The following is a 17,866-nucleotide window of genomic DNA, read 5'->3' on the forward strand; positions in this document are numbered from 1 at the left end:
AGCCGCCGTGGCCGTGATCGCGGCCGGCGCCGAGGAAGCCCTCGAACAGGCCCGCGACTACACCTTCAAGGGGCGGCTCACGGACGTGGGCGACGCGGCCCACCAGGAGACCGCGACCGCGGACTGCGCGGACGAGGAGACCAGCCCCTGGCCGGACCCGAGCGGCGGCTGCGGAGCCGACTTCCTGCTCTGCCTGTCCTGCGAGAACTCCCGGGTCCACACCGGCCACCACCCGCGCCTCGCGCTCCGCGCCGCCAGTTGATTTCGCTCCGCTCCGGCTGGCCGGAGAAACTCTGGCGCAAGCGATGGGACGAACACCTCCAGCGACTCGATGACCTGCGGACCAAGGTCAACGAGGGCACCTGGGACGCCGCTCTGGCCCGGATCACCGACCGCGACCAAATGATCATCGACCATCTGCTCAAGGGAGACCTCGCCCCGTGACGACAGCTCTGACCCTCGAGGCCGATCCCTACATCCTTCCCCTGCCGGTGCCGGCCAGCCCGGTGGTGCTGGACCGGTGGATCAGCGCCGGCAACTCCCACGCCAACTCCCGGTACAGCGACGACGTCTGGTCGATGGGACCGCTGACCGACAACCCCGGGGACAGCATTCACAAGATCAACCTGCGGAGGTGCCCCGCCACCCTACGGAGCGAGTTCCGGCGCATCGTCTGGGTCCTGATCAACGGCGAACTACGACCCACCTACATACGGGAACGGGGCTTTCAGAACCGGACACGCGACGGCGTGCTCAGCATGCGCGACAACATCCTGCAGTGGCTGAAGTTCGCGCGCTGGCTCGACCGGCAAGATGTGTCCCAGGTCAGTCACTGCACCATGGAGCACTGGAAGGCGTACGCCGCCAAGATCGCCAGCAGCGGCTGCACGCGCGTTCATGCCCAGACGGTTCTTAACTGGCTCTCGGACCTGTGGGCCTTCGACCAGCTGTCCGTCAGCCCCTGCGGCGTTACGCAGCCGCCCTGGGAGAGCGAGGGCATCGACGACTACCTGCCGGCCGAGACGGGAGAGGCGGGCGGGGAGAACAAGACCGAGCCGCTGGATCCGACTGTGATCGGTCCCTTGCTGACCTGGTCGATCCGCATGGTCGAGGACTTCTCCGACGACATCCTGGCCGCCTGGGCCGAGCGCCGCCGCATGCACGCCCGCGTGACGGCCACCCCGAGCACCCGAGGGGGTCTGGCGGCCGTCAAAAACTACCTTCAGCCGCTGGTCGATTCCGGAGCTCTCCTGCCCGCCACCGTAAGCCGAAAGCACGGCATTACCCTGGCCCATCACTACGTCGCAGCGGTCACAGGAGCCAGCTGGAACCAGGTCCACGACTTCGCTACTCGGCGCGGGCTCCGTGCGCTCGCCGCCCGGCGGCCTGGCCCCAGCCCGATGCAGGTGCCGGTGACGGGCCGGATCGAGGGGCGGCCCTGGCGCGAGTTCATGGACTGTGAGGAGACGCCGATCCTGGTGCGGCACCTGGCCACGGCGGCCGCAATCGTGATCCTGTATCTCACCGGAATGCGTCCCCAGGAGGCCCAGTCGCTGCGGTCCGGGTGCTGCCCCGATCCGGAACCCAACGAGGACGGCTCCATGCCGCGGCATCTGATCCGATCCCACCACTACAAGAACGTCCGCGACTCCGACGGCCACCACGTCTCCGGTGGGGAAGAGCGCGCAGTCCCGTGGGTCGCGATCACGCCGGTGGTGAACGCCATCCGGGTGCTGGAGCGGATCGTCCCCGAGGGCGAGCTGTTGTTCAGCTCCAACCATCACGACGTCGTCAGCCAGCGCAAGCACCACGGTGCGCTGAAGCGCAGCAGTCTGGGTCGGCGCGTCGAGGCCCTCGTCTCGTGGATCAACCAGGAGGCCATCGCCCAGGGCCTGCCCGCCCAACAGGTGCCGCCGGACCCGCACGGCAACCTTGGACTGAGCCGTCTGCGCCGCACCCTGGCTTGGCACATCGCCCGCCGGCCCGGCGGCCTGGTGGCGCTCGCCATCCAGTACGGACACATGCGCACCGCCCTGGACACCCGCACGTCCACCGGCTACGGCAGTCGCGCCCGTCGGGGATTCCACGGGGAGCTCGACGTCGAGACTGCTCTGGCCGCGGCGCAGACCGCAGCGCGGCTTCGCGACGCTGCTGCGGCCGGCGAGAGGATATCCGGGCCCGCTGCTCGGCGGGCTGTCGTCGGGGCAACCTCGATCCCCGCCTTCGAAGGTGCCCTAACCACCCCGAAGGCCGCCGCCAAGTTCCTCGCGCGCGATGGCCTCGTACTCTTCGACAACCCGGACGCGTTCCTCATCTGCGCCTTCAAGCGCGACACCGCCCTGTGCGACCCGGACCCCGGGGCGACGGCACCCAACCAGTTCGCCTGCCAGCTCGGCTGCGGCAACGCGGTCCGCACCGACAGTCACGCGCAGGCGGCACGCGAGCACGCTGATCGACTCGACGCAAAGGCAGCCCTCGTGCCCCAGCCCTTGGGCGACCGGTTTCACCTGACTGCCAACCGCTTCCGTGCTCTCGCCGACGCGCACGACTCCGCCGCCCAGGCCGTCGAGGAGGCCATCGCATGAACCAGCAGCACGAGGACGAACGCTCCCGCATCCGCGCGGCCATAGACCGCCTCCTGGCCGGCCAGCCCACCTGCTCCAACGGCAGCCTCACAGCGGTCGCGCTCGCCGCAGAGGCCGGTGTCCACCGCATGGCTCTGCAAAAGCTCCACGCCGACCTCAAGGAGGAGTTCTACGCGCGGGTGCGTTCGGAAACGCACCAGACGCCGGAAGTCGAAAAGCGGCTTCGCAAAGAGGTGGTCCGTTTGAAGGAAGCTCTCAAGGACTCCCGGGATGCCGAGGCCAAGTCCCGGCATCGAGCGGAGCAGATGGCACTAGCCGCCGCCGTCCTCATCCTCCGGAGACCCGACAACCAGGACCATCCCGTGCCCGACAACGTCATCCCGCTCCGCCCGTCCGGTGATTAGTGCCGGTTTCTGGTCTCATATCCGCAAGTCGTCGGATGCACTGACGGCACACGAGGGGTGGTTGGCGTTCGTGGAGCGGGACCTGGGAGGTCGGCGAGCGTACGCGGAGCATGATCGCGTGCGCGGAAGCCGAAGAGGACGAGGATGACGCTCTCTCCGGCGCCCAGCGGCGTCCGGCCGTGCGGCGTGAGCGCTCCATCGAACACGACACAGTCTCCTGGTGCGAGATCGCATTCGAGGTAGCCGTCGGCGTTGATGAAGGCGGTGCAGCTCACCGTGGGGGTCGCCGTGAGGCGATCGTTGCCGTGGTCGTGGGTGATCTTGGGAAGGCGAACAGCTCCGGGAATCAATGGAACCGTGGTTGGTGCTGAGATTGATCAAGGCCGTCGCCGGTCCCTGACGCACTTAGGATTGCGAGGGTGATGGCAAGAACCAGTGACATCGAGAAAGCGGCCGGTGTGCTGCGCGCCGGCGGTCTGGTGGCTCTCCCGACCGAGACTGTTTACGGTCTGGGCGCCAACGCGGAGGACCCCGCCGCCGTCTCGCGCATCTTCCAGGTCAAGGGACGCCCGCCCTCGCACCCGCTGATCGTCCACATCGGCGGCGCGGAGCACCTGGACGACTGGGTCCAGGAGGTACCCGCGACGGCCCGTCTGCTGGCCGAACGTTTCTGGCCGGGGCCGCTCACGCTGGTCCTGCGGCGTGGCCAGCGGGTGCCTTTGGAAGCGACTGGAGGCTTGGAGACGGTGGCCGTGCGCGTGCCCGACCACCCCGTCGCACTCGCGCTGCTGTCGGCCTTCGGTGGTGGTGTCACGGCCCCGTCCGCAAACCGCTTCGGCTCGGTGAGCCCCACGACCGCGGACGACGTCCGTGCCGAGCTCGGCGATGGCGTCGACTTCGTGCTGGACGGCGGCCCCTGTGAGGTCGGTGTCGAGTCGACCATCGTCGACGTCACGGGCGAGATCCCGACCATCCTGCGGCCCGGCGGCGTGACGCGCGAGGACCTCGAAGCAGTGCTGGGGTGCCCGCTCGCGGTCCCTGCGACCAGCCGCATCCGGGTGCCGGGCCAGCATCCGTCGCACTACGCGCCGCGTGCTCGGGTCGTCCTGGTCGAGCCGGAGAAGGTCGTCGCCGAGGCGGAGTTGGCGCAGGAGCTGGGGCACCGGGTCGGCGTCTTTCTTCCTACCGCATTCACTGGCGCTGAGGTGAAGGCGCACGCGGTCGTGGCGGTCCCCGGTTCGATGGCCGCCTATGCTCGCGGGCTGTACGGGTTCCTGCGCGACCTCGACCAGCGGGGGTGCGACCTCATCGTCGCCTCTTTGCCGGTGGAGGAGGGGCTGGGGCTGGCGATCGCCAACCGGCTCCGCCGCGCCGCGGGGCCCCGGACCACCGTGTGACCGGCGCCGACGCCCTGCCCTTACTGCTCCCGGGTGCGGGGACCCGGCGGATTCAGGGCGGATTCGGCTGAGCTTCCGCCTGCTGGCAGGCTGGAAACAGCTCATGCGCTCGTGGTCGGTGACGACCGGTTCCCCCTCCCGGGCACACCTCGCAGCCCGCGCCCTGCGCCAGGTCGGCGCGGGGCGCGGTGCTGGGGGCGTGGTCGGCTCGGTGAGCCATCGGGTGGCGCCCTTCGGGGGTGATCGAGCGGTGAACCCGGTGGGCGCCCCCCTGCACATGTACGGGTCTCCTGCGACCGGGGCACATCACGTAGGGGCAGCCACGGCCGGGGCGGTCAGGACGCGGCAGGGACCGCCGCATCGAGGCCGCGCGAGGCGACGAGCTGTGCACTGCCGTCGGCCAGACGTCTCGCGTACGGCCGGATCGATGCCTGCCGGACCGACCAGGGCCGGTAGTTTCGCCCGGCGGGGTGCCTGGCGCTGGCGTCATGTCATCCCCTAACGGATCGTCCCCGTCGCAGGTCACTGCCCGCGCGACAGGCGGGCCGCGCTGCGATCATGCCCGGCCCGCCGACGGTACCGAGCGGCCGGGCGGGAGGTCCGCACGGGGGCAGGCACCACTCGCACGCGCACGCAGAGCCCAGCCGGTTCACACTCGCCCCGGCCGGGCTCTGGGAACGGCTGGGCGTCGTCTGGACTGCGGCCATGGCTTCTGGGACTGTAAGGGGGACAACCAGCCTGGTCTGGTGGGAGACCCCGCGCCGCCCTACGGCCATATCAGTGGCCAAGGCCTGGTACGGGTGGTCTCGCTCGGCTGCGCGCGGCCCTACGCCACGCGCTCAGCGGCCTTCTCTCCCGCATCTGCGGGCGACCGTGATGGGCTCGACCCCTGAACGGGGGCGAACCATGAACGACGGCATCCGCGTCACCATGAGCCACGATCCAGAAGGCACAGTCATCACGGTGGCCGGCGAACTGGACATGGACACCTGCCCGACCCTCCACCAGGCCACTGCCGCCGCGGCAGCCAATGGCGCCCCCTTGCACCTGGACCTCGTCGGTGTGCCCTTCATGGACGTCTTCGCACTGCACCTGCTGCTCGACCTCCAGCACGACTTCCAGCGGCGTCAGGCATCGTTGACCATCAGCGGATTCCAGCGGCAGCCCACACGGCTCCTCACCCTCACCTCCAGCGAGCACCTGCAGCTCCGCTGCACCCCGCCACGCAACGTCGTCTTCCCGCCGGTCTTCCTGGAGTTGGGGTCCCTCCCGACGCCGGCCTTGAGGCAGACAGCCGCACACGCCGTCGACGTCACGACTCGGCGGTGTTGATCACTACACCCGGGCGGAGCCGTGCCAAGCCCTGGCCCGTCGGGATCGCTCAGAGCGATCCAGCGGCTGACCGGCGCCGTGCCCAAGGCGGGTTGCTGTTCCCACGGCTGTCTCCCGGACGACATGTCAGGCGGCACACGTTGCTCCCGTGGGACGACCGGAGTCCGGAACGGTCCGCACCACCCTGAGCGGAGAAGATTGCGGGAGATCGGAGCCTCACCCTCGCCGTTTCAGCGCTCTTGCCAGGCGGGGGAGTTCGTCGTGGAGCAGTCGGCCGGCCAAAGCGCCGCCGAACACGACGACTCCGACGCCGACCAGCCAGGACTGGATGACCAGGACGGTTCCGAACGGGCCGTACGCGACGGCGCTGGATGCGATCAGCGGTGAGAACACGAGCCGGGAGAAGAGCCTGAGGCCGAGCAGCCCGAGCATGGTGGCGACCGCCCCGGGCAGCAGAGTGACCCAGGCGACCCCGCCGCCGAGCAGGAGCCGCTGGGACCACCAGAAGAACAGGGTGCCGCTGACCACCGTAACCACCCCGCGGACCGACGAATCCCGCCACAGGGGTGTGAGCGCGGACAGGAAGAGGACCCCGATGAGGACGGCGAGCCACAGCACGTGCCGCCACCTGGCCCACCACCGGGCCGGGGGCAGATCCCAGATCTTCTCGTAGCCGCTCTGCACCGCCGCCCCGAACGACAGACCGAATACGGCGAGGACGGCGAGGCCGAACGCCGTCGTGGTCCGCCAAGCCTGACCCGGCAGGGCGAACAACCGCTCGATCTCCCCTCTGGCGGCCGCCGAGACGCCGAGCCCGTCTCCCAGCCACTGCGCGAACCCCCGACCGCTCGCCGGATCGGCCGCGGACACGACGATCAGCAGCGGCACCAGTGTCAGGAACCCGAGCGCCGCGAAACCCAGCGAACGCTGCGACAGGTCGATACCGCTGCCCCACCCCCACCTGCGCCCGGCCCGCGAGCGGCGGATCGCGCTGCGCAAGCGCCCGAACGGAGACAAGCGGCCCACGGCATCGGACCAAATGCCCTCCCTAGGGCGCACTTGGGCGCGTCTCCGAGCCCGGGGCCTCGGTCGGCTGCTCTGCCGAGGCGCCGTGCTCGGGGGCTTTGCGCCAGCGGGCTTCGCAGAACGAGTAGAGGCCGAACAGCAGGAGGCCCACCGCCGCGGCGATCAGCAGCACGGGCCCGGCGGGCGTGGCGGCGAACGAACGCAGCGTCTCGTCCATGCCCTTGGCTTCGCCGGGATCGAATCGCACCGCGGCCAGCACGACGAACAGCCCGGACACCGCCGCGACCACGCCGGTCGCCACGCCGCCGACGATGCCCAGCCCCGCGACGACCCGCCGCGTCGCCGGGCTCATCTCGCCCGTCCGGAGATTCTCCTCGAACTTCCGCATCAGGCTCCGGACCACGATCACCACGCCGACGATGACCAGGACGGCTCCGACCACACCGACGAGCACCCGCCCGAAGGGCCAGGTCAGCACCCTCGCGGTGTAATCCTTCGACGTCTCATCGCCGGGACGGCCCCCGGCGGACCCGCCGACCAGCGCGGTCTGCACCACCCCAATACAGATCACGGCGTAAAAGACCGCCAGCCCTGCAGAGCCCAAGCGCCGGGTCCACCTGTCACCGCCCGTCACCGCCTGTCCGAAAGCGGCCTCGGACAGCCGCCACAGCGCCATCGCCGCCAGCCCCACCACCAGCGCCCACAGCAGCACCCGGCCGAACGGCTGCTCGCCAATGGTCCGCACCGCACCGGACCGGTCGGCCTCCTTGCCGCTGTCGCCGCCGAACCCCATCTGCACGGCCAGCAGCCCCACCAGTACGTAGATCACACCCCGCGCGGAGAGTCCGACCCTGGACAGGACCTCCATGACACGGCTGTTGGACACACGCCGCCCCCGGGATCCGGCCTGGGCGGCACTGCCGTTCCTTATGGCCATACCTGGCACCTCCAGGGCCCTGCCGTGAGGCCGGCAGGGCGGGCGCGGTGGTCAGTGCTTGAAAACGTCCTTGATCTTCGCCCCAGCCTGCTTGGCGTTGCCTTTGACCTGGTCACCACGGCCTTCGGCCCGCAGGTGCCAGCTGCCGGTGACACGGCCGACGGTCTTCTTGGCGCCGCCCTTGACCGCCTCGGCCTTGTGCGCGATCTTCTTGCCGATACTCACGGGTCGCCACCCTTCGTTCTTCTGCCGGGGGATGCCCCGTCCAGGGGCATCCCCCGGCGGTTTGGCTGGCCGGCGATCGACCTGCCGACCTACCGAGGCTCGGGTCGGTGCTTGAACGCGTTGAGCCCCCTGCGGCGCTCGCCTTCCGGGTTGGGATCTCGCGCGCTCGTCGTCTGCGGGCGGGAGATGCCGCGCTGGTCTACGACGTCTTCGCGGTCGTTGCCGACCGCGGCCGTCTCGCGGCGCGCCGTGCGTTTGGGGCACCTCTCGCCGCGGCCACGACGCATGCGCGAAGACCGCGGCCTCGTCCTCGGCGGGCAGGACGTCGTCCGTGCCGATCGCCGGGGACTTCTTCACCAGCGACCGGTCGTAGTCGACCTTCACGTAGCCCGGTCCCGCGATCACCCCGTTCAGCGGGACGAAGACCAGGTGGTGGCGGGTGGGCAAGCCGACCTGGACGGTGGCCATGGCGGGCTCGTCGGTGGTGGTGTCGACGTAGATGGCCTCCAGCACGCCGATCTTGCGGCCGCCCGAGTCGAGGACGTCGTGGGTGCGCCACTCCCGTATGTCCGCTAGCTGGATCATCCCGAGCGCCCCTTCCCGCGACGGTGTATCGGTGGGCGTTGCACTTTCCAGCCTGCCCCGCCAAGCCCGCCCGCACCAGCCTGGACCGTACGGCGCGCCGTGCGGCCCGGCTCTGACCTGAACGGCCGAGCCCGGCGTGACCGGTGCCGGGCGCGGGCGTTGGAGTGAGTGACACGTGCCCCCGGCCCCCACCATCGAGGGCCGGATCCGTGTGACGGCCCCTGCTGCCGCGCCCGGCAGTAGGGGCCGTCGTCGTGTTCCAGGCCCGGCATGCCTTGGCTGGTCGGTGTCGAAGCGGTCACGAGCCGCCACGCTGGCAGGCCTCGCGTCGTTGGACCCGCATGGAGCAGGAAACCGTTTCGCCTCCGCAGCGGGCCGGATCGTCCAGACCTCCGGAGGGGTTTGGGCGATGACCGACACCCCGATCTATGACGCTGTCGAGCGCGAGTGGCTCGCCTGGGGCCGCGAAGTGCCCCGCGCCCCGGCGACCTGGTCGGCCCGGGGCCCGGTGATCACCGGCGACCTGTTCCTTCGGGCGTAGGGCGCGGCCGTCTCGTTCACCGTGGTACGTACAGCCGCTCACGCAGATAGAGCGGGGCCGTGGTGTCCGCGACTTTCGCCAGGCCGGTCAGCAGGGTGCGGATGGCAGGGTCGTTGCCGTCGCGGACCGCCTGCACGATTTACTCGACCGTCTCACGTACGGACGGAGCGATGCCTGCCGGAGAGGCCGAGGAGAGGTCAAAGCCGGCCGGGTCCGGCGGGATCGCCCGACTCGGCTCCCGCCGGGGTGCCCGGTGCTGCCGTCATGTCATCCCCACCCGGTCGCCCCCTCGCAGGTCACGGCACTGCCCACGCTGCGCGGCGGGGCCGTACTGCGATCATGCCCGTCCGCCGACGGTACCGAGAGGCCGGGCGGGAGTCTGCACAGGTGTCCTCACGCCGGCCTTGGGCCATCGGTGCAGCCTTTGTCGCTGATCGCTGTGGAGTGTGACCGAGTGGGTAGACGCGGTGAACGACATCGACCGCGCGGGATCTCGGAACGGGGTGAAGGACATGCAGCAGTCAAAACTGGCCGGCAGTCTTGCCGAGCATCTGCTGGAGTGCACCTGGCGGCCCGAGCGGCCCGCGCAGGCCCGCGATGCCGCGGCCGAGTTCCTTCTCGACCTGCGGCCATCTCCGCCCGTGTCCACCGTGCAGGACCTGGTGCTGCTGGTGTCCGAACTCGTCACCAACGCCGTGCGCCATGCGGGCGGGGTCAGCGCGATGACCCTGCGGGCGGACCGCCGCAGCATCCAGGTGATCATGGCGGATCCCAGTCCCGCTCAGCCGCAGGACCGATCCCCCGACCTCACCGGCCGAACCGGCGGTTTCGGCTGGCCCATGATCCAACGACTGGCCCACAGCGTGAGGGTGGAGCCCCGGCCCGGCGGCAAGGCGATCACCGCGACCCTGCCCCGCTGACCACCCAGAATATCACTCACCGTGTTTAATGCGGCGCATATTGGAAACGCTGAGTAGCCACAAGGTGTAAAGGTCAAGGCGAAAGGCGGGACTCATGTCCGTGAGCATCGGAATCATCCTCGTCGCGGTGACGGCGGTCATCGCTGCGATCGCGCTCGCCCCGGCGGTGGAACCCACGCAATCCACCCAGGCCTCAGCACGCAGGACCGGCCCGCGCAGACGTCCTGCCCGCCGGCTGCACAGCATTCCACCGCAGCAGGCCGGGGACCGCAGGCGGAGCTTCGGCTGACCGGCAGCCTGCACCCCGGCCCGCCCCTTTTGCTGGTTACCGTCGCCGGTGACGCCAGGGCGGCTCGGGGCAGGCGAGGCCAGGTTCCCGCATTCGGGGACGAGGCAGGACAAGGGGGTGGGCCCGCGACCGTCGCGGGCCCACCCTTGTCCGCGGTTATGCCATCGCGCCGAGGAACGGGGGCGCCAGGGGGCAGTGGATCAGGTTCCTGCGGGGTGTTCGCCCAGGCGGCCGGGCAGGCCGGCAGTGCCGCGGCTCTCGGGGTTCCCAGCGCAGCAGGAGGACCGCCGCGAGCATCGGGGCGCAGGTCAGGAGTATGAACGTCATGACGCCGCCGCCGTCAGTGAGACGACCTGAGTCTGCTTGTGTGTCGCTGCGGCGGCCGCGTGCAGGAGGCGTTTCACGGCCCGGGAGCAGTTCGCGAGCCTGAGGCGGCGTCCGTGCCGGGGCCACCAGTCCAGGACAGCCAGGAAGCCGGAGTCGGCGAAGGTGACCTGCTCGGTGTCCAGCACGAGGCCGGTGTAGCCGTCGGCGGCCGCCGAGGCCAGCAGCGCCCGCAGCGGGCCGGCGCTGAAGTGGTCGATCTCCCCAGTGAGGTGGACGACCAGCGTGGCGCCGAGGGTGGTGCAGGAGTGGACGACTATGACGCCGGGCGCGGTGTCCGCGCCCGAGTCGTGCACGGCAGGAGGGGCTGGCGACCTGAGGGTGGCGGACAGTATCGGGAGGGTGCTTGAGGTACTCACATCCCCATCAACACCTCCCACCCGGCGCCGGGAAACGAGCAACGCGCCCCTTTCACCCCATGTGACCAGCACCGATCCCCGACAGGAGGAAAGATTCCACCCGGATGAGGCAGTCAGGCGCCTGCCGGACGACCGGCATTGGGCGGACCTGCTCCTCCTCTCCCGCCAGAACGCGATCGGCCGCGTAGTGCGGACAGGACAGCACATGCCAGGTCACCGTGAGGCGATCGGAGGCCGCGGCGAGAGTGCGGGCCTGGCCGTCGGATGGTCCCGCCGCGCAGTACGGGCACAGGAGAGTCTGCGTCCTCGGTCCAGGCACTTCCGGCCCGTCATGGCGGGCGGTGTCGCCGACCGGGTCGGGCCGCCGTCCGAAGGGGCCTTCCTGGCAGGGAAGGGCACCGACATGGGGGGCGCCCTTTGCGCGGTGGGAGCCGTAGATCATGAGGTCATGACCCCCTCTGCCTGTCCGGGAATGCGTCCAGCACTCCGGAGGGCGACGAAGTCGGCGTGCGCCGCTTTGACGGCTTCCGGATACGCCGCCCGCTTCTCGTGCTCGGCCAGCGCCCGGTAGACGCTGGACAGACTCGGGTTGTTGCCCTTGCGCCGGCCGGTGGGGATGAACAGGTCGGGCTGAATCTGCTCGACCGTCTCACCGCCCGCTCGGCGGCGCAGCACGGTGTGGAGCATGTCGTCGGTGATGACTGGCGGCCGTCCGCCGTGCTTGCCCTTGCGTGCCGAGGTGTCGAGCGGCCGCGTCCGCCATGTCGGCGGCGGCCTTCTCGGGCCAGGGGCGGGGCCGAGTGGTGTCGTGACGTGCATCTGTGAAAGCGCCCTAAATATCGAACAGTTGAACTTCAGTCGCCCGACCCGCGGCGCCTCCGCGGCCCGCCGATGGTGTCCTGACGATCATGGAAGGGGTGGCACATTGGTGGACTCAACTAACCTACCGACCCCAGGAGATCACCTGATGAACGCCACTCCCGCCGCCGACGCCCAGGGAGCCGGAGACGCCGGGGACCGTACCGGCCGCTGCCTCTGCGGCCGCATCCGCTTCACCGCCCGGGGGCCGGCAGTGTTCCCTCACACCTGTGCATGTGGACACTGCCAAAAACTCGGAGGCTCCCCGGTGATGTGGTGGGTGGGATTCGAGACGGTCACCTGGACCGGAGAGAGCGAGCCGACCTGGTATGAGACCTTCGAAGGCGAGGCGAAGCGCGGCTTCTGCCCGACCTGCGGCAGTCGCGTCGCGGCGATCGACAGCGACATCCCGGAGATCGGCATCAACGTCACCGCCCTCGACGACACCAGCGGACCGGATCTCGTGCCGATCCACGCGTCCTTCCACGACAACGCCGTGTACTGGTTGCCCCCAGTGCCGAAGACCGGGCACAGCACGGCCGGTTGACCGCTCGTCCACTGATCGGCGACGTCACCCACGCCATCAATGGCCCCGGCAGGCACCCCGCTCTCGCCCGCGAGTAGGGCGCCAACTCCCGGGCCGGGGCCCGCAGCGGGACACGCTTAGCCAGGCCGACGGAGAACGCTGCGAGCGCCGTGCGGCAGCCCAAGAGGATGCTGAACCGGAGGGACCAAAAAGGCGCTGGGCTACTTCCTACACGAATTCTGGCCGTCGACGCCTGCCGAGACGAAGGCGTGAGACCACATTCCAGGACCTTGAGAAGTCCGGGCGGCTGCGAAGAATCTGGGTGAGTGGAACATCGGGTCATCAGCGATGAATTGAGAGCCGCCCGCCACATGTTCTTCTGCATCGGGAGCATGCTCGGCGACCGGAACGCGGGCAGGTTCATCAGTTTCATCGAAGCGGCCCACATCACGCCGGTGAACAAGGCACAGTCGACCTGACAGGAACCGCTCCTCTGGACCTTTGGGTGGTCGTCCCATCCCTTCCTCAGTCACCACCGCGCGCCACCATGCCGAGGAGGCACAATCCGTGAACACAAGGACTTGACAGGGAAATCTGCAGCTGCAAGGACTGCCTTCGGCTGTCCGGTGGTCCGATGATGTCCTGGGTCTCCTTCCCGCTCGACGGCCTGACGTGGAGCGGTGCCGGTGGCGAGCCGACCTGGTACTACACGTGGCCGGACTCCCGAAGGGGGTTCTGGCGGACCTGCGGGAGTCAGCTCTGCGCCCTGGACGACGGGGCGAGCAGCATCGCGATCACCCTCTCCGCCCTGGGCAACCCTGCCGACCTCGTACCGGTCACGCAGAGCTTCCGAGACACCGCGGTCACCTGGCTTCCACAAGTCCCAGACACACGTGCCCAGTGAGGAGCGTCAGCCTCCGCCCCCGTCCTGACCAAACGGCCCCGTATCCAGGAGATCCGGTGAACGTGTTCGAGTCGGTGGCCGCCGACCACAGCCGGTACCGGCCCGGCGTGCCCGAGGACGCGGTACAGCTCCGGGCCACGGCCCTGACCCGAATCCCTGAGCCCACGGTGGCCGAACTCGGCGCCGGGACCGGTCAAGTCGCGCACGCGCTGCTCCCGCTGCTGCCTCCCGGCGCGCACCTCGACCACGTGGACCGGGACGAGGGCATGCTCCGCACCGCGTTCGACCTCCTGCGCCCTGACTTCAGGCAACGCACTGTGGTCTTCCACCCTGTCCCCGCCGAGGGCTTCGACCCGCTAGTGCCCGGCTACCAGGCGGACTTGATCACGTGTTGCAGGGCCTTCCACTGGATGGACAGGCCGGCCGTCCTCGCGATGGCCGACCGGCTGACCGGGCCTCCGGGTGCCGTCGCAATCATGGGTGACGGCAGCCTCTGGACCCGCCAGGCCGATTGGACCCGTGCGCTCAAGGGCCTGATCCAGTCCGATCTTGGATCGGGCCGCCGCGCCGGCACCACCGGGACCTACACCGAACCCGGCCGCCGTTTCGAGGAGGACCTCGCCGAGTCCGCGTTTACCGACGTCACTCTCGCCGTGCTCGGCACAGCCTTCCACCGCCTGGTGCTCCACGCGGATCCTGCGCCCCTCAGTGCCCGGATCGGAGCGAGCTGCGAGTACTTGCAGGACGCGCTGCGCAGCGAAGCCGTTCGGGCCCGCCGGCACCGCCGTATCGCCGAGGGCCGCCGAGGCGTGGCCGCGCGCCGCCCAGGTGATCGACACCAGCAACCTCTCCCCCGGCCAGGCCCTCCAGGCGGCCCTCGCCCGCACCTGAGCAGATCGGAGACCCCTCCAGTGACCACCCCCGCTACCCAGGCTGTTGTCCGACTCGGGACCCGGCCCAGCCCCATGGCCATGGAGCAGACCGGCCGATTCGCCGAAGCGTTCCGCGCCCGCCACCCGCAGCTCACCCTCGACATCCTGAAGATCACCTCCGAGGGTGATGCCCACTTCGGGCCCCTGTCCCAAATCGGCGGCAAAGGAGCATTCACCCGCCGCGGCGACGCGTGCCTCCTCGACGGCCGGGTCGACGCAACGATCGCCTGCGCCAAGGATCTACCAGGCCCCCACGACCGGGCCCCCGGCATGGCCGTGGCCGCAGTCCTGCCCCGCGAGGACGTCCGCGACGTTCTCGTCCTGCCCGCCGGACACCGAGCCGTCGCACTCGCCGAGCTGCCACCCGGCACCCGGGTCGGCACCAGCGCTCCCCGCCGGGCAGCCCTCCTCGCCGCCCTGTACCCCCAGCTCGTCCCCGTTCCGATCCGGGGAAACGCCGACCGGCGATTGGACCGGCTTGATCGAGGTGACCTCGGTGCGGACGCCATGATCGCGGCCCTGGCGGGCCTGCGCCGCCTGGGCTTGGAAGACCGGGCGTCGGTGATCCTGGATCCGTCCGAGTGGATGCCCGCCGCCGGCGCGGGAATCGTCGTCATCGAGCACCGCATCGAAGACATCCGCACCCGCGACCTCCTCGCACCGCTCACCCACGCCCCCACCCGGGCCCTCTTCGATGCCGAACGCGTCACCCTGGCCACACTGAAGGGCGGGTGTCTGACCGCCGCTTCCGTCCACGCGATCCTCGACCCGGCCACCCTTCAGATCACCCTGCAGGCAGCCGTCCTCGACCCCAACGGCGGGCCCTCCCTGCGTACCACCGTCTCCGGCCCCCTCGACACCGCCGCCGAACTCGGCCAAGAAGCCGGTCAGCGCCTCCTGGAGGCCGGAGCAGGACTTCTCCTGGCAGTCGCCCCGTGATCGACCACCCCCGCCCGAACCCACCCCCCTCAGGTCTCAAGAAGGGTCCGCCCATGACACCGTCCCCCTCACCGTCCCTGCTGGCTGTCTTCGCACACCCAGACGATGAGGCGCTCGTTGCCGGCGGAGTCCTCGCCCAGCACGCGGCGGCCGGGGCGCGCACTGCCGTCGTCACAGCTACCTGGGCTCCAGACAGCCTTCGCGCCGCCGAGCTCGCAGACGCCCTGCACCTTCTTGGAGCGGGGAAGCCCCGCATGCTCGGATTCGCCGACCTCCACGTCCCCGGCTCCGCTCCCGGCCAGCCCCGCCTCTGTGACGTTCCCCAGGAAGAAGCGGTGGAACGGCTCGTGTCACACGTGCGCGCATTCAGGCCTCAGGTGATCGTGACGCACGACGCGTTCGGGTCCGGGCACCCCGACCATGTCCGCACCCACGAAGTGGTCCTCCAAGCTGTGCGCACCGCTGGCATCGAGGGGCTCTGCCCTCAAGCCGGGCCCTCCTGGCGTCCCAGAGCGGTATATGGCGCATCGCACCCTCGCTCGGAGAGCGACGCCCTGGCCGGTCTCCTGTCCACCGTCGGAAAGCGCATCCACACCGTGCCGGACGAGATGGTTCACGCGGCCGTCGATATCCGCCCCTGGCTGGACCGCAAGCTCGCCGCGATCATGGCGCACGCCAGCGAAGTGGCTCGTGAAGGGTCCCTCCCGGGTCTCCTCGCCCGACTCCCGAAGCCTGAACGGGAGGCGATCGTGGCGACGGAGTTCTTCACTCGCTTGGACGCCGGGCACTCACCAGGGCCAAGCAGGCTCAAGGTGTTGACCGTCTGACCAAGCCAACGGGGAGCCGGCTGCCGCCGCACCGAATCGCCACGCGGCACAGCCACGGGTCGCGGCCCGGTCAGGCATCATCCGGAAACGGTCGCGCACCGGCTCCCCAAGCGCGTGAACGGTTGCTAGATCCGCGACTTCCGCAACGAGTGCCACGCCGCCCCGCCCAGAGCCCGCATCGACCGGAACACCGAGAGCTGTTCGTGCCGGCGGTACAGGGCCCAGTTGTACGGGACGAGCGACAGCTTGTTCGATGAGAGCGACCCGGCCCGCTGAGACCGGTACACCGCCAATGGTTCCCGCAGAGCACGGGCGGGAGTCCCATCTCGCATGATCGACAACCAGAGCGCGTAGTCCTGCCTCTTCGGCATGTCGGGCATCAGCCTCGTCCCGACCACCCTGCGGTCGTACATGGCGGTCAGGGCGCCGATGTGGTCCTGGACCAGCATCGCGCTGTAGTCCACGCGCTCCGGCGCCCACACCACACGCCCGTTCGGGACGAAGTCGGCGGCCTCGCCCGCGTACAAGGCATCGATCTTGTAGTAGGAGGTGAACGTGAGGGGCGTCCCGGCCGCCGCGGCGAAGGCGAGCTGTTTCTCCAGCTTCGTCGGAAGCCACATGTCGTCGCTGTCGAGGAAGGCGATGTAGTCACCCCTGGCCCGCGCGATGGCCAGGTTGCGGGCCCGGGCCGCGCCGCCCTGCTGGGCCGCTGCCTCTGGCAGGACCCGCTCGTCCTGCCGGGCCAGCTCCCTCAGCAGATCCATCGAGTCGTCCGAGGACGCGTCGTCGGTGATCAGCAGTTCGAGATCGGGGTGGGTCTGCGCCAGCACCAACCGGACTGCGGGCCCGAGCGTGGCCGCCGAATTGTGTACCGGCATCACCACAGAAACCAGGGGCACGGCGGTGCTCCTTACCCAGTTGGAGTCGTCAGGGATGTTGTTGTCGCCGACCATGGCTACGCACGGCTGACCGGCTGTCGACCCTGGCCGAAGCGGCCGGCCCGGGCCGCCTCGTCTCCGAGGCCGCGATCTCCCGCTACTATCCCCTGCTCGACTTCCCCTGCTCGACTACGGCGCCGCGGTCGGCACCACCGAAAATCAGACCGAGCGCCAGCAGCTGCGGAACGAAGTGCAGCTTGTGATCGGGGCCCCGGTAGACCTGTCGGACCCCATACGCCCAGCGCCAGATGGGCAGTGCAGACCCGGCTCGCCCCCCGAAGTCCACACCGAGGCCGCGTCTGATAGGGAGCAGGGCGGCCTGCGGCGCGTTCCGGCTACAGTCACGGGCGGGGCCCGGAGCCAGTGCAAGCGGCTCCGGGCCCCTGCTTTACGTGGGTCTGTACGGGCAGGCGGTTTGCGCCGGCGGGGCGAGGAGGGCGAAGAAGGTCATGCGGTCCTCGACACTCATCTTGCCGTCCATGGAGACGGCCGTGCGGAGGGTGCGGATGGTCTCCTCCGCCGGCATCTCCCACCGCTGGTGGACATCGTGCATAATCTCGCCGATGTACTGGTGGGCGGCTGGTCGACGTGGGCCAGGCCGTGGAAGTCGGGGGCGATGGAGTCGATGACCTCGGTCGGGTTGAGGTCGCACCCGGCTTCGTGCTGGGGCCCGGGCCCGAGCGGAAGAGGCTGGGCACGGTCTTGTAGCCGCGGACGGGGGGACTCCGGTCATGCAGAGGTCACAGATCAGCGGGCGCCTGAAGGGCTGCGGGTCGGGACGGATCTCCTCTGGGGATACCGTTCGCCCGATCGTTCCGTCAGGCAGCAGTTCCCGGGCCGTCCTCCCTTTCATCTGCAGGGGGCGGGGTGAAGTCGGCGGGCCGGTCGCTCCGGGGGCGGCCGGTGTCGCGGTTCCTGGGCGAGGGGCTGCCACGGGGAATTGCCCCCTACGCGGCCG

21 protein-coding genes and 1 pseudogene are annotated in these 17,866 nt (G+C 69.9%); 14 read left to right on the plus strand and 8 right to left on the minus strand.

Annotated elements, in window-relative coordinates:
* Nucleotides 1–7: 7 nt before the first annotated feature.
* From IF09_RS47200 to IF09_RS45790, 6 genes are all read left to right on the plus strand, one after another.
* A complete protein-coding gene (locus tag IF09_RS47200) occupies nucleotides 8–262 on the plus strand; it encodes a hypothetical protein (RefSeq protein WP_234321139.1) in 255 nt (84 codons plus the stop codon).
* Nucleotides 259–444, plus strand: a complete 186-nt coding sequence (locus tag IF09_RS47205; protein ID WP_234321140.1) for a hypothetical protein — start codon at nucleotides 259–261, stop codon at nucleotides 442–444. Before IF09_RS47200 ends, IF09_RS47205 begins: the two co-directional genes overlap by 4 nt.
* Complete coding sequence (locus tag IF09_RS0125190; protein ID WP_030299396.1) at nucleotides 441–2,585, plus strand: integrase; 2,145 nt, start codon at nucleotides 441–443, stop codon at nucleotides 2,583–2,585. The genes IF09_RS47205 and IF09_RS0125190 overlap by 4 nt, the downstream gene beginning before the upstream one ends.
* Nucleotides 2,582–2,989 (plus strand): hypothetical protein, encoded by a 408-nt coding sequence (locus IF09_RS0125195; RefSeq protein ID WP_030299399.1) that lies wholly within the window; start codon nucleotides 2,582–2,584, stop codon nucleotides 2,987–2,989. Before IF09_RS0125190 ends, IF09_RS0125195 begins: the two co-directional genes overlap by 4 nt.
* 422 nt (nucleotides 2,990–3,411) lie before the next feature.
* Nucleotides 3,412–4,386: an L-threonylcarbamoyladenylate synthase gene (locus IF09_RS0125200; protein ID WP_030299401.1), complete on the plus strand. Its 975-nt coding sequence runs from the start codon at nucleotides 3,412–3,414 to the stop codon at nucleotides 4,384–4,386.
* A 906-nt stretch (nucleotides 4,387–5,292) separates the two neighbouring features.
* Complete coding sequence (locus IF09_RS45790; protein ID WP_051832853.1) at nucleotides 5,293–5,718, plus strand: STAS domain-containing protein; 426 nt, start codon at nucleotides 5,293–5,295, stop codon at nucleotides 5,716–5,718.
* Nucleotides 5,719–5,934: 216 nt separating this feature from the next.
* Here IF09_RS45790 and IF09_RS0125210 read toward each other — a convergent pair whose 3' ends face one another.
* The 4 genes and pseudogenes from IF09_RS0125210 to IF09_RS43320 form a co-directional block, all read right to left on the minus strand.
* Nucleotides 5,935–6,717, minus strand: coding sequence for a YihY/virulence factor BrkB family protein (locus IF09_RS0125210; protein WP_037635962.1), 783 nt, complete (start codon nucleotides 6,715–6,717; stop codon nucleotides 5,935–5,937).
* A gap of 49 nt (nucleotides 6,718–6,766) precedes the next feature.
* Nucleotides 6,767–7,681 carry a DUF1206 domain-containing protein gene (locus IF09_RS40575; protein WP_030299407.1) on the minus strand — a complete coding sequence of 305 codons (915 nt, stop codon included), beginning with the start codon at nucleotides 7,679–7,681 and terminating at the stop codon, nucleotides 6,767–6,769.
* Between the two features lie 51 nt (nucleotides 7,682–7,732).
* Nucleotides 7,733–8,170, minus strand: coding sequence for a CsbD family protein (locus tag IF09_RS48270; protein ID WP_324606864.1), 438 nt, complete (start codon nucleotides 8,168–8,170; stop codon nucleotides 7,733–7,735).
* Nucleotides 8,106–8,491: pseudogene (locus IF09_RS43320) on the minus strand (PRC-barrel domain-containing protein). Before IF09_RS43320 ends, IF09_RS48270 begins: the two are co-directional and overlap by 65 nt.
* A gap of 409 nt (nucleotides 8,492–8,900) precedes the next feature.
* On the opposite strand from IF09_RS43320, the gene IF09_RS48020 reads away from it, so the two are divergent.
* From IF09_RS48020 to IF09_RS44840, 3 genes are all read left to right on the plus strand, one after another.
* Nucleotides 8,901–9,032, plus strand: coding sequence for a hypothetical protein (locus IF09_RS48020; RefSeq protein ID WP_267882172.1), 132 nt, complete (start codon nucleotides 8,901–8,903; stop codon nucleotides 9,030–9,032).
* A gap of 512 nt (nucleotides 9,033–9,544) precedes the next feature.
* On the plus strand, nucleotides 9,545–9,952 hold the full coding sequence (locus IF09_RS0125240; protein WP_051832887.1) for an ATP-binding protein: 408 nt from the start codon (nucleotides 9,545–9,547) through the stop codon (nucleotides 9,950–9,952).
* Nucleotides 9,953–10,046: 94 nt separating this feature from the next.
* The gene (locus IF09_RS44840; RefSeq protein WP_106975131.1) at nucleotides 10,047–10,241 is read left to right on the plus strand and encodes a hypothetical protein; all 195 of its coding nucleotides are present in this window, start codon (nucleotides 10,047–10,049) and stop codon (nucleotides 10,239–10,241) included.
* Nucleotides 10,242–10,564: 323 nt separating this feature from the next.
* Here IF09_RS44840 and IF09_RS45795 read toward each other — a convergent pair whose 3' ends face one another.
* Nucleotides 10,565–10,921, minus strand: coding sequence for an STAS domain-containing protein (locus IF09_RS45795; RefSeq protein ID WP_030299413.1), 357 nt, complete (start codon nucleotides 10,919–10,921; stop codon nucleotides 10,565–10,567).
* 501 nt (nucleotides 10,922–11,422) lie between these two features.
* Complete coding sequence (locus IF09_RS40580; protein ID WP_030299417.1) at nucleotides 11,423–11,671, minus strand: hypothetical protein; 249 nt, start codon at nucleotides 11,669–11,671, stop codon at nucleotides 11,423–11,425.
* 280 nt (nucleotides 11,672–11,951) lie between these two features.
* Between IF09_RS40580 and IF09_RS0125265 the strand changes: the two genes are divergently transcribed.
* The 5 genes from IF09_RS0125265 to IF09_RS0125290 all read left to right on the plus strand — a co-directional run bounded on the left by IF09_RS0125265 (nucleotide 11,952) and on the right by IF09_RS0125290 (nucleotide 15,970).
* Nucleotides 11,952–12,389, plus strand: a complete 438-nt coding sequence (locus IF09_RS0125265; RefSeq protein WP_030299418.1) for a GFA family protein — start codon at nucleotides 11,952–11,954, stop codon at nucleotides 12,387–12,389.
* 305 nt (nucleotides 12,390–12,694) lie between these two features.
* Complete coding sequence (locus IF09_RS45800; protein WP_158710040.1) at nucleotides 12,695–12,847, plus strand: hypothetical protein; 153 nt, start codon at nucleotides 12,695–12,697, stop codon at nucleotides 12,845–12,847.
* 113 nt (nucleotides 12,848–12,960) lie between these two features.
* The gene (locus tag IF09_RS0125275; protein WP_267882176.1) at nucleotides 12,961–13,272 is read left to right on the plus strand and encodes a GFA family protein; all 312 of its coding nucleotides are present in this window, start codon (nucleotides 12,961–12,963) and stop codon (nucleotides 13,270–13,272) included.
* Between the two features lie 56 nt (nucleotides 13,273–13,328).
* Nucleotides 13,329–15,143: a hydroxymethylbilane synthase gene (gene hemC, locus IF09_RS43330; RefSeq protein ID WP_051832854.1), complete on the plus strand. Its 1,815-nt coding sequence runs from the start codon at nucleotides 13,329–13,331 to the stop codon at nucleotides 15,141–15,143.
* A gap of 53 nt (nucleotides 15,144–15,196) precedes the next feature.
* A complete protein-coding gene (locus IF09_RS0125290; RefSeq protein WP_037635955.1) occupies nucleotides 15,197–15,970 on the plus strand; it encodes a PIG-L deacetylase family protein in 774 nt (257 codons plus the stop codon).
* Between the two features lie 125 nt (nucleotides 15,971–16,095).
* Here the strand turns inward: IF09_RS0125290 and IF09_RS0125295 are convergent, their stop codons facing one another.
* The gene (locus tag IF09_RS0125295) at nucleotides 16,096–16,869 is read right to left on the minus strand and encodes a glycosyltransferase family 2 protein (protein ID WP_030299423.1); all 774 of its coding nucleotides are present in this window, start codon (nucleotides 16,867–16,869) and stop codon (nucleotides 16,096–16,098) included.
* Between the two features lie 427 nt (nucleotides 16,870–17,296).
* Nucleotides 17,297–17,461: a hypothetical protein gene (locus IF09_RS45805; protein WP_158710041.1), complete on the minus strand. Its 165-nt coding sequence runs from the start codon at nucleotides 17,459–17,461 to the stop codon at nucleotides 17,297–17,299.
* Nucleotides 17,462–17,866 lie beyond the last annotated feature (405 nt).

The organism is Streptomyces katrae (genome assembly GCF_000717655.1).
In the GTDB taxonomy this organism is placed as follows: Bacteria; Actinomycetota; Actinomycetes; order Streptomycetales; family Streptomycetaceae; genus Streptomyces; species Streptomyces katrae_B.